8 protein-coding genes are annotated in these 11,964 nt (G+C 55.2%); 5 read left to right on the top strand and 3 right to left on the bottom strand.

Annotated elements, in window-relative coordinates; all coding sequences use genetic code 11:
- Positions 1–14 precede the first annotated feature (14 nt).
- Both PRJ_RS27695 and PRJ_RS27700 read left to right on the top strand, forming a co-directional pair.
- Positions 15–2,549, top strand: coding sequence for a DNA topoisomerase (locus PRJ_RS27695; RefSeq protein WP_104962943.1), 2,535 nt, complete (start codon positions 15–17; stop codon positions 2,547–2,549).
- Positions 2,546–5,080: a hypothetical protein gene (locus PRJ_RS27700; RefSeq protein WP_104962944.1), complete on the top strand. Its 2,535-nt coding sequence runs from the start codon at positions 2,546–2,548 to the stop codon at positions 5,078–5,080. The genes PRJ_RS27695 and PRJ_RS27700 overlap by 4 nt, the downstream gene beginning before the upstream one ends.
- 60 nt (positions 5,081–5,140) lie before the next feature.
- Here the strand turns inward: PRJ_RS27700 and PRJ_RS27705 are convergent, their stop codons facing one another.
- The 3 genes from PRJ_RS27705 to PRJ_RS27715 all read right to left on the bottom strand — a co-directional run bounded on the left by PRJ_RS27705 (position 5,141) and on the right by PRJ_RS27715 (position 7,752).
- Entirely contained in the window at positions 5,141–5,602 is a 462-nt protein-coding gene (locus PRJ_RS27705; protein ID WP_104962945.1) for a hypothetical protein, read from the bottom strand.
- Positions 5,603–5,711: 109 nt separating this feature from the next.
- Positions 5,712–6,740, bottom strand: coding sequence for a DNA-binding protein (locus tag PRJ_RS27710; RefSeq protein ID WP_104962946.1), 1,029 nt, complete (start codon positions 6,738–6,740; stop codon positions 5,712–5,714).
- A 439-nt stretch (positions 6,741–7,179) separates the two neighbouring features.
- Positions 7,180–7,752: a hypothetical protein gene (locus tag PRJ_RS27715; RefSeq protein ID WP_104962947.1), complete on the bottom strand. Its 573-nt coding sequence runs from the start codon at positions 7,750–7,752 to the stop codon at positions 7,180–7,182.
- Between the two features lie 720 nt (positions 7,753–8,472).
- On the opposite strand from PRJ_RS27715, the gene PRJ_RS30140 reads away from it, so the two are divergent.
- From PRJ_RS30140 to PRJ_RS27730, 3 genes are all read left to right on the top strand, one after another.
- On the top strand, positions 8,473–9,141 hold the full coding sequence (locus PRJ_RS30140; RefSeq protein WP_177429922.1) for a hypothetical protein: 669 nt from the start codon (positions 8,473–8,475) through the stop codon (positions 9,139–9,141).
- Complete coding sequence (locus PRJ_RS27725) at positions 9,138–10,289, top strand: tyrosine-type recombinase/integrase (RefSeq protein WP_104962948.1); 1,152 nt, start codon at positions 9,138–9,140, stop codon at positions 10,287–10,289. Before PRJ_RS30140 ends, PRJ_RS27725 begins: the two co-directional genes overlap by 4 nt.
- A gap of 470 nt (positions 10,290–10,759) precedes the next feature.
- Entirely contained in the window at positions 10,760–11,881 is a 1,122-nt protein-coding gene (locus PRJ_RS27730) for a ParA family protein (protein ID WP_104962949.1), read from the top strand.
- Positions 11,882–11,964 lie beyond the last annotated feature (83 nt).

Genomic DNA, 11,964 nt, shown 5'->3' on the forward strand with positions numbered 1-11,964 from the left:
GAAGGCTAGTCCGCATGGGCAAGACACTGATCATCACTGAAAAAGCAACCGTAGCGGTCTCAATCGCGCAAGCGGTCGGAGGATTCAGCAAGGTGGAATCATGGCTGGAGAGCGAGAACGCAATTCTTGCTCCCGCTGCCGGCCACCTGGTTGAAATCCATTCCGAGGAAATGGCCAAAGGTGGGCGGGACATCGGCTACTTGCCTGTGATCCCAGATCAATTCGACCTGAGGGTCATCGAGCCAAAGGCTAAGTTCTATAACGTGCTGCAACGCCTAATGCGCCGGCCTGATGTCACCGCTGTTGCGAACGCGTGCGATGCCGGCCGCGAAGGCGAGCTGATTTTCAGGCTCATCTACAAAATGGCTGGATGCACTAAGCCAATGCTTCGCATGTGGATGAGATCCATGGTCGATGACGCCATTCGGCAGGCGTACAAGAACATGCAGCCTGGCGCTGACTTCGACAACCTGGCCATGGCAGCAGAGATTCGAAGCGAGGGCGACTTCATCATCGGGATCAACGCGAGCCGGGGTATCTCCCGTCTTTATGAGCGAGAAACTGCTAAAGCCGAGATATTCCCTCTTGGCCGCGTGCAGACCCCAACGCTGTCCCTGGTTTGTGCTTTGGAGCTGGCAATTTTGACCTTTCGGCCGGTGCCCTATTGGGAGGTTCACGCGAGCTTTGGGGTAGCTGCCGGTAAATACACCGGCAAATGGTTGGCACCACAGACGCCTGAGCAGAAGGGCGGCTCTCAGCACCGGATCATGGATAGAGCAAAGGCCGATGCGTTGATCAGCAAGTGCTCTGGAGTAGCACCGAGCAGTGTGGTGGATGAAGTCAAGCCAGCCCAGACGGGCCCTGGCAAGCTGTACGACCTCACCTCGCTGCAGCGAGAGGCGAACCGCAAGCTTGGGTTTTCTGCAGCGTACACACTGGAGATTGCCCAGAAACTTTACCTGGAGCTCAGCCTCACTACTTACCCGCGGACTGACTCTGCTTATCTTCCCGATGACGCAATCAACGACACGAAGAAGGTCATGGGAATGTTTGGTGGAACCCCATATGCAGATCACGCGCAGCGCGTGCTCGATGAAGGCTGGGTACGACCCAACAAGAAGATTTTCGACTCGACGAAGGTGTCGGACCACTTCGCTATCATTCCAACCGGTAAGCGAGCTGGGGATCTGGAGCCGGACGTTCAAAAAATCTATGACATGATCGTCAAGCGCTTCATTGCCGTGTTCCATCCAGCGGCTGAGTATTCGGTGACCGTCCGGCTTACGACGGTGGCTGACGAGCTCTTCAGGTCGACAGGTCGTGTGCTTGTGTCCCCAGGCTGGATGGTGGTTTACGGAGCCGGGATCGTCGAGGACGCAACCGATCGAGATGGTGACTCCGACGACAAGAAAGAGCTCGCACGGTACGTAAAAGGAGAATCAGTCACTCCGCAGGGCATCGAGCTGAAGATGCTCAAAACTAAACCTCCAGAACGGTACACCGAGGACACATTGCTGGGCGCGATGGAGACGGCAGGGCGCCTGGTAGAGGATGAGGACCTTCGTGAGGCGATGAAAGAGCGGGGTCTAGGTACACCGGTCACACGCTCTGCAATGATCGAATCGCTCCAATCCACCAAGGACGGCGCCGGCCGAAAGAAAGAGCCCTATCTCATCCAGCAGAAGAAGTACTTTGCTCCCAGCGCAAAGGGTATGACTGTCTACCGCTTCCTGGTCGACAACGGTATCGATGCCCTCACGTCGCCAGTCCTCACCGGGGAATGGGAGCACAAGCTCCGTCAAATGGAAAAGGGCGCGTACAAGCGGGATGAATTCAAGGCCGAGCTTGCAGAGCTGACGACAGAAATCCTCGACACCATCAAGAACAGGTACGCAGGTGTCCAGGTCAAGAAGCTGAGCGCCCCTTGCCCAACCTGTGGCGGTGCGGTTGAGATCCAGGCCAGAACCTTCGCTTGCGAGCGCCAGTGCGGCTTTTCCATATGGAGAGAGATCGCCAGTCGCATGTTGAAGGTATCTGAAGCCGAAACCTTGCTTCGGGACACGGTGGTGCTAGGGCTCAAGGGCTTTGTCAATCCGAAGAAATCCACCAAGTTCGAGGCCGGGCTGAAGCTGCTCGACACCGGCAAGGTCGAGTTTTACTTCGACCCGACGGCGAACACCCGGGACTCCAAAGGTAATGTCGTTTCCTGCCCTAAATGCCAAGGTGGCATGCGCAAAATCAAAGTCCCAAAAGGCCACTTCTGGGCCTGCGTCGATCGAGAGCAGTGCAATCACACCATGAACGATCGCGACGGCGATCCAGTTGAGCGGCCGCAGTCATTTCCATGTGACCTCTGCGGCAAACCCATGTACCTGCGAAACGCCGGCAAGTCGCCTTTCTGGGGGTGCAGTGGCTTCGTGAAAGGGGGCGGAGGGTGCTCTAACACCCTGAAGGACAATAACGGGACCCCGGTACCGAAGGAACAACCAGCCAGTTCTGACGGGGCGCCGCCACCAACGACCCAGACAGACAGCGGAGCTTTCCTGTGAACGCTAACAACAAGGTCATTCGCGCAACGGCAATCGTGTTCGGTTTCTGGTGGCTTTTGCTCACTGCCCGGGCCTTTGGCGGTTCTCCGATGGAGTTTTTAGAGAACTGGCCGCTGGTGGGCTACAACGTCTCACACTGGATCCTGGGCGTTGTTTCCGGTCTGATCATCGGTGTCTGGTTCATCTGGTTCACCAGGTTGTCAGCACTGAACAAGCTATACGCCGGCAAGAAAGGAAACATCCTCAACGGCGCACGATCGACCCTCGGCAAGGTTCCCATGCCCACCTCGGCACTACCGCGCATCGAGGTGCCGTCGAAGCGTCTTCCCATCGACAGTAAAAAGGTGCTGGCTTGGGTTGCGGCTAATGAGAAGAAGTGGCCGGCCCATGTAGCGTTTTTTTGGGCCATTTGGGATACCTATTCCGCACATGCACACTTCCCCGCATCGCATCGCAAGGGAGGGCACGGAAATCGCCGGCTTTGGGAGCATTGTCTGGCCGTTGCGGACACCGCACTGGAGGATGCTGGCGCTTACGTATTTGACGGGGTTTATGTAAAGGCCCGGGGCAAGCCCAAATTCAAAATCATCGACCTGAAAAACAAGGAATACCGGTTTGACGCCGCTGATCCGCTGATCCCGATTCTTGGCCTGGCGCACGACATCGGTAAGCTTGAGGCCTATGAGCTACTACCAGACGGCAGCGTTAAGACTCAGGAGGAGGGTGGAGCGCTGACACCGCAGGATGACAACCGCATCTCGCACGATGCCCTGGGCGCAAGAATTCTTGCACGCTTCCCTGAGTTCTGGGCCCTGCCAGCACGTGATCGACAAGCAGTGAATCTGGTCATCGCCCATTACCACCATCCAAGCGATTTCCCGGTTGACCGCAATGGCCTCAGCCTGGACGACCGCATGACGGCGCTCATGGAGTTCCTGATACTCGTTGACAAAAAGACCGGCATGGCCGAGTCGAGCATCACCGAGACGCTGAGTGATCACGAGATCTCAGAAGACGAGTCCAACTCCATTTATCACAGCTTCGTCGAGATCATGACGGAGTACGGCAGAGTTAACGGCACCGGCGACCAGGCCAAAGATTCCACGCTGAAGATTGCTCAGAAACACGATGGACTGATCGTCATCCGGGAAAAGGACCTTCGATCTCTCATCTTGGCCAAAATGGGCTGGTCGTTGGAGGAGGGTGATGGTCGGTACCGAATGACCCTCAACCTGATGACGACGCTCCAAGAGAAGGGGCTGCTGTACTCGCGACATAATCACGCCGACATGAGCAGGTTCCTGCCGATGTACTCGGTATCGTTGCGCAACGCACAAACGGGTGCTCACCTGACCACGTGGGAACCTTGCATCATTGTCGTGCCAGTTGCCACAACCCCAGAGCTTGCGGGCCTCAGTGGTTTACCCAACATGGGTACCAAGCTGGACATCGAGCGCCCATTGTTCACACACAATCTGGGAATTACTGAAGCAGATGCGCTTCGGGAGATCGTTGCCCGTGGATTCAGCGCTGAGATCGCCGCGAAGATGAACATCGCCGGCAAGCAAGAAGAGAAGGCGAAGCCGCAGCCGCAGCCGCAGCAAGCACCAGCACCAGCACCAGCACCAGCACCAGCACCAGCACCAGCACCAGCACCACAAGCTCAGGCTGAAGAAGGGGTTAGTAAACCCGCAGCTGATACCGCAAGCGTTCCTCAACCGAATGCTCCAACAGGCAACCCTACCGAGCACGCAACTTCGCTTGCCGGCGCCGCAAGGGCTGAGCCCGAGCACAGTGACGTTCCAGAAACGCAACCCGGTATGCCCGCTGAAGCGCTAGCGGCGCAGGATGATGATGACCCGCTCATGAGTGGTGGTGCAGATGACGACTTGCTAGATGAGGACCTGCAGAGCTTGTCGCTCAGCTCATTCGGTCCCGGGCAGGTGGTGGAACTGGAGGAAGATTTTCTCGCCATAGAACCTGGGCACTCAGGAAGCGATGACGTCGATGATGTGGATGATGTGTTCGGCGCATTCGCGCTCAGTGAATCCTCGATCGTGGACACAGCCGAGCAAAGCGTGAATTCAACTGCAGGAGAAGAAGGGCCGGTTGCTTCGCTCGTACACAATGATGGTGATCTAGGCGTACCGGCGCCGGCACCTGTGGCGGTAGCCATACCTGATCCTGATGCAACCCCAACGAAAAGGATAAGCCCTGCTGCCGAATCCGCAGCGCTCAGAGCTCTTGAAGAGGCGGGCGCCAACTTCACCGCATTCGTTGCACCCAGGAAGAAAAAGCCAGGCCCTGCTGAGCAGCTAGAGGGTATCCGCGCAGCAGTAAAAGCGGCAGAAATACCGATTTGTGGGACAAGGGATGGGTTTGATTACGTGTTGGAGTCAGACCTGATGGTCCACGACCCAAAACTGAAATTGAGCACGCTGATTCGGGCGGAGAAGTTGCCTACTGTCGAGGCTAAGCCAGGCGTGGTTATGGTGGGCATTCCGGTGGCGCCGTTGCAGCTGGACCTTTGATGAGCTGCCGGCTCTGATCATGACTCCCTGGCTGACATCAAGAAAGCCAGGGAGCCATGATCATTCGTTCATTTCAGCAAATTGCCGCTCGTTCATGTTGCTGAGCAGTTTGAAGTATTGCACCCGGGACACCTGGTCAAATTCTTTAATTTGAACCGAAAGCATCACATCAGCAGCAACGGCCGCGGTTTCATGCGAGGTGAAAGGGATGGGTTCCGGTGCAAAGTACACCTTCCCGGCTCCAGCCTCCAAGGCAGCATCCAGCACCTGCTGAACCTCAAGGTAACGGTGGTGGGATGAGGCAGTCAAAAACACACCATCGTACACGCCTAGGTTGCCTTCCGAATCCTCAACCAATGCCGCCATCAATGGCCAGGTAATGGCCGAGCCATCAGTCCAAGAGCCGCCCGACTTACGACTGCCGTAGAAGATAACCTTGCGAGTAGTCTTGTCTTCAAGGTTGTTGAGAATCGAGCTCAGATTCGAGCCGCTGTCCGTTTTGGTCATGCGCTTAGCAGACATAAATGTTCCTCTGTAGTAGGGCACCAGGGTGGTGCATTGCTACGGTAACACCCTTCATCCGAAAGGCACAAGAAATACTTGACAATTGACAAAATGTCAATTCAGCAAACTATTCACCCTTGTCTGACGATCCCGCCTTACCACCTCTGAAGCCTTCTAGGAGGGCGGCCTGCAGGGTGCTATTCCGCTCACGCAGCTCCTTGTTCTGTGCCTCTAGAGCGCTCAGGCTCTGCTGGGTAACCTCCAGACGACCGCGGGTCTCAGCGGCATCGTCAGTGGCCTTCGAGCGCTGGATCCGCAGCTGGTCGATGAGCGTCAAAGCTTGCTGCAGCTCCTTGCCGACCTTCTCTGTTTTGCCTCTCTCTTCATCCCGAACCCTGGCGGTCTCCATCATCAGGTGGTTTTCGGTTTTCTCAAGGTGTTGCTCTGCGGCAACCCGGGCAGACTCAGCCTTCGCACGCGCAGCCTCTGTCGCATCGTTCGCTGCTTGGAGCTGCTGCTGAAGGCGTTCAAGCTCGCCGCGATGCATGCCCTGGGCACGCTCAATTGCTCCGTTGTGCACATCCTGCAGGCGCTTGATTTCCTCGCCATGCGCCTCGCTTGAGGTAGTGAGCTTTTTGTTGAGACCTGCAAGCTCTGCCTGAAGCTGGCGAATATCAGCACTCGCCTGATCCAGCTGATCGGTCAACCGCTCCTTGTCTGCAATGAGCCCGGCCAGTTCTCGGCGCTGAGCCTCAAGGGCTGACACAGCAGTTAGTTCATTCTCACGTGATTCCTTGGCTGCCGCTTCAGCTGCAGCAGTAGCCGCCTCAAACGCCTTGCGCTCAACCTCATGAGAGCTGGTGGCTGCATTCAGGGCTACATCCCAGATCTCATCGAGCTTTTCGCACACGGAGTCTGGAATACCTGGCCTGCGCAGCCTGGCACTCAGCACAGGCCCGATCTCGCTCCAGAATTTTTTGATCTCTTCGTTGACCAGGTTCGGCGAGGCTTTGAGGTCATGGTGGATAAAGATGCACTCACGAATATCTGCCTGGCGAACCTCGCGGCCAGCATCAAGCAATTCCTTCGCGTAACGGTGGACAAGCTCACGCGTGCCCAGGCGCTTCTCAGGTTGAACTCCGTCTGCGGTCGTCATGGCTCGGATCCTTGGTATGTGATGGCAGTAGCGGGATAACCCAGCGGCGACGGCATTTTTCCTAGCGCATCGCCGGCGCACTGCGTGCTGCATGGGAAATCGCAGCTTAAAACCGCGCTGACAAAAAATCAATTTCTTATCGAATATCATACGATTCTTATTAGAAAATCTAGAAACTCGTGAATATCTCCGATTATCACGAATTTTTTAGATTGAATAAAAACACCTCTCCAAAAGCCCGCCATAATCAGTAGCTGGCTTTTCAGAGAGGCGTTATGGATTATTCGTTTACCCCTTATGAGCAAAGGGTTTGGTTAATTTTGCTTGCGCTGGAGATCAAGTATCTTCATCAGCTAAAAATGCGCACCGCAGTCAGATATGCGTTACAACGGCTATTCGGTACACACCGGGCCGTAGATGGGCAGATCTCAACACAGCTTCACGATGGATCAGGCTGCATTCCAGCTTTGGCCTGAATATCTGCCGGCGTCATGCCATAGCAAACTATGAAGAGGTCACGGCAGCCTTGCTCTCGATACCACTTCACAACGTTCTCGATCATTTGGCCAAGTACGTAGACCAGCGTGTCACTGTAGCCCATCGGTGAGTTGGCCTCGTATGGATACCGAGCGTTTGTGAAGACGTTACGGTAACGTTCAATCCATTCTTCCTCCTGGTTGAATCGAAGGCGCATGCGGATATGCGCAGGGACTGCGTGAAAAAGCGTGAGCAGATCGTGCTTGTCGACGCGCTTGTCAGCCGAAATCTTGCCGGCAAGCTGCAGCTCGCGATGTGCATCCTTGATCAATTGGGCGTCAAGATCGTAGGTTTCATTGACCTGGCCATGATTGCCATTGGGCACAGCGACGAAGCTTTTCAGCAAAATCTCCATGCCGATCGCAGCGTTTACCTGGGCAACGGCCATCATGTCGTGTCCAGTAAGCAGATGTTTGGCGGCTTCCCAATAGCGATAAGCGCTTTCGATCATCCAAGGCGAAAGGTGCTGCTGCATCAACATTCTCCGTCAGTTGTGCTGAATATACTCAAAATGGATAACTAAACTAAATATTGATTTAGTTTAGTTATAACCAATTACCTTGATTGCGCTTAATAGCAACATTTACGTCCGCCTCCCGGTGAGGCTAGATCTGATTGCCCCCTATGTTACGCGACGCCCGGGCTGCTGCCAGTCATCCGGACGACGTTCAACATGAGGTCTGTGCAATCCAAGGTTACCCCGTAAGGGCTAGCACAGTGCTGCCGTGGCCCGCTCAGTGCCCGTCCACAGTCTTCCCCGGATGACACACGACGCACCGAAGGAGCTGGGGAGCCTGCTTGGGCATGGGTGCGCCTAGGTGCCGTCTGATTCGCGCCGGCAGCGATACACACGGCCGGGGCGCCATGCAAAGGCCGAGTGGACTCGGAAGTACAACGCTGCGTTCTGGAGCTTAGTTCCGGGCATCTAGCAAGATCACCCTTCCCTTTCGCCTTGCTCATGAAGCTGCTGGCGCGAACCAAGGCCAGTTTGAACGCCGGTGATCCCGCTCCTGCTTCGATTCTGATGAGTTCGCAGGGGCTAAGGACACCAGATTTCACACAGGAGCGCGTAAAAAACCGGTCTTTTGCGCTCGTTTCAGTGGGGCTTGAGCACAGCATATCGAGCTTACCCTCCTACTTGATTTCATCTTGAAAGCCCCTAAAATCAAGGCTTTCAACACAAAAGACTTGCGCTGTGGATCAAGCCAAAAACGCAAAGATTTCTCGCGGGCTGCTGCTCTTGCGCCCAGGGAAACTGCCCCGAGATGACTTCAAGCAACTAATCGCACAGAAAGGATGGCGCATGGCAGATGTGGCTTGCCGCTGGTCAATTCGCCCAGAACACATGAGCCGCATTGCTGCAGACGAGAATCGAGACTTTAAATGGGATGACCTAGCCCGGGCGCTACCGACATTGAGCCCTAACGAACAGGCCGCTGTGAAAGCAGCTCGCTTGGTGCTGGTGCCACCGACGAAACGACAGCGCAAGACAACTCATGTGCAGGAGACGTCGACCGAGACGCCACAAGCGGTCGCGAGTTCAGCAGCCGCTACTAAACCTTTCAGTTGGGATCATGACGACGATGATGATGATGATGATTTCTCTGGGGTCGGCATAGATGGCTATCGGTGGAAACGGTACCTAACCCGCGGCGCCGAGCTAGTCGTCGACAGAGAGATTGATAACTTTGCAGCGTACGGGGCCATCCTAGTGGTGATCGCAGTACGGGAAGGTGTCGATACGGCTGGAGGTGCGCAGGAAGAGTACCAATGCGAAGCACCGTCAGGTGCGCAGCGTTGGTTTGAGCCCGATGAGATTGATGACTGCCTTGTCTACAACGGCAAAACGCGAGACATACGATGAGCCCGATCATTCCAGCCCCACACGGAATTCCTTACCTCCAGGCCAAGTCGGAAATTGCGCTGCTCGATCGCGAGCCTGTCGACGTCCTTGACCAGATCGATGTGATCCAAGCGGATAACGACATAGAGGCCGCCTGGATGTGGCTCCATGCCAAAGGAAAGAACCCGAAGACTAAACGCGTGATGCGGAAGGAGGTAGAACGGTTCATTCTCTGGGCAATGCACACCCTGGGTAAACAGCTCTCTCAAATAACGGTGTTGGATATCACCCAGTACATCGACTTTATGGCTGATCCACAGCCAACTGAGGTTTGGGTATCGCATACAAAGCACAAGCGCTCGCACCCAGACTGGAGGCCGTTCGCTGGACCGCTTAGCAAAGCGTCCCAGCAGTACGCTCTGATCCAGATCGGCAGCATGTACAAGTGGATGATTAAGGGTGGACGCCTTAAAGCGAACCCAGTGTCGCTCGTGGCCAAGCCCCAGGTCGACGTCGACTTAACGATCAAACGGCTGCTTCCCGAGGCAGCCATTGCCCTGGCATTTGAGGCTATCGCAGCTACTAAAAGCCCACGGAAACGGGCCCGCGACCATTTCATGCTGAGCTTGTTTTACATGACCGGGGTGCGAACGTTCGAAGCGACCGGCGCTACCATGGGCAAGATCCGGCGCTCAGCTAGTGGGGCTCTGTGGCTGGAGGTCCTGGGCAAGCGCAACAAGATCAGAGATGTGCCGATATCCGATGATCTCTATGAGGACCTACTGCAGTATCGTCAGGCGTTCGGCCTATCACGTGAGGTACCAGTAAAGGACACAACCCCCCTCCTCCTGGCCTCGAATTCAAAGCTCAAGCGCGCCCATAACGACACCATTTTGAAAGCGGTCAAAGAGATCATGCATCGAGCAGCAGCCCTCGCGGTACAGCGCAGCCAGTTCGATTTAGCCGATCGACTTGAGGAGGCCTCAACGCACTGGCTCCGTCACTCTTGCTTCAGCCACCTAGCCAAAGCAACTGGTGACCTGGTGATGATCAAGGCGCTTGCTGGCCACAGCAAAATCGAAACCACCAGTAGATACCTGCACACGGAGGACGACGCCTTGCATGCGGGTGTCGTCCAAACACTAAGCACACCGCGACTGCAGCGGTAGGCCCTCCCTGGCCAAGTCCGCCGGCATTGAGTTAAAGAGTCTTGGCTATGCCCGAGGTCACTACTACAGACCTTCTTGTTGAGTCATGGGCGTCGGCGGCCCACGCTATCAAATCGCAGATAACCTGGTTATACGAGAGGCCATTTGTTTAACCCAGAGCACTCATCAAAAATGAGGAGACCGGGATTCCGCGTCGGAGCCTCGCTCATGTACCTGCTACAGGTACGTCTTTTGTTCTGTGCTCTACCGTAATCGATACTTGACCACCCTCCCCTCATCATTTTTCCCCACTAAATCAGCAGATTACCCCCCATTCATCTGGTTGACATCGCTTTTTTCCAGATCGGACCCAATGACAGACAACTGGGCTCTGGCTATCTCTATCTGGTAGAAACGCATTTCTGCTTGTCTGACCGTATGGATTCGTATGAGAATGCGGTCATCCTACTTACCTGGAATTGGTAAACCACATGACTGCAGCTGCTGCGCCACTCGATCAGTACACCTTCACTGATTTCACTCAGCTAACTTTTACCCCTCAATTCGTGGCTGAACGCTTGATGATAAGCACTCAGACCCTGAAAGCTATTGAGAAGGAACACGATCTCAACATCGCACGTGTGGCCCGTGGATCCGTAGAGGTCCGCAGCTACACGCTCGCTGACATGTTTCTGATTGCATCGATTCGCCGTGCGAATGGGAACACCAGAGGATTTTCGAGCCCTATCACCTGCTCGACCTACGTTCAGAAAGGTGGGACAGCGAAAACCACCACTACCTGCAATATCGGTATCGAGTTCGCTTTGGCGGGTTTCAAGACCCTCATCATTGACAACGACCCTCAAGCCGACGTGTCGAGCATGCTGGGCTATGATCCTGACCAAACGACCGAAGAGCTTGTAGAGCTTGGCCTACCAGCTGACAGGGCTGTTGAAGGGCATCTTGGGAATCTGATCCGGCTCGGCAACTTCCCAGAAATGACGCTTGACCAGGTGATCAAAAAGCCTTTCGGCGAGCACGGCCCTCACCTCATCCCAGCTTACGATTCCTTGGACGATATGGACGTAGTGCTTCGGAACGCACAAGGCGCCGACTTCCGATATTCGCTCTTTATCGAACGTGCTCGCAAAGGACTGCTCCCGCACTGCGACTTGTCGAGCTATGATGTGATCATCATGGATAACGCACCTTCTGGGACAATGCTTTCTCGAAACAGTCTTGCCGCTGCAGATTTCCTGCTGTGCCCAATCCGTATGGACAAGTTCTCCTTCCGTGCGCTATCCCGCCTTGCGCACAAGATCAATGAGATGAGCTCCGATTTCGGTCGTGCACCTGAGATCGTCGCCATTCCCACCATGTACATGCGCAACCGCCCACGCCTGCAAGCTAACCTCGCTCGCTTGTCCAGCTTGTTCCCAGGAAAAGTTACGGAACAGCCATTGTTCCACTCCGAGGACTACTCGAAGAGCCTGGAAGACGGCGTACCCCTTGCCCTCTGGAAACAAGGAAATGAGAACTCTCTGGGCGCGTTCCGCCATGTGTTCGAAGAAATGGTCGGCCGTATCAAAACGGTCCTGGAGAAGGGTAAATGAGGAGCTCTAGCCCGATTGGAAAGCCCACTGTAATAGCGCCGGCTGAGAGTCCGACCAGCATCCAGGGTGTACATGTTCCGAAG

This window comes from Pseudomonas sp. XWY-1 (assembly GCF_002953115.1).
Classification (GTDB): Bacteria; Pseudomonadota; Gammaproteobacteria; order Pseudomonadales; family Pseudomonadaceae; genus Aquipseudomonas; species Aquipseudomonas alloputida.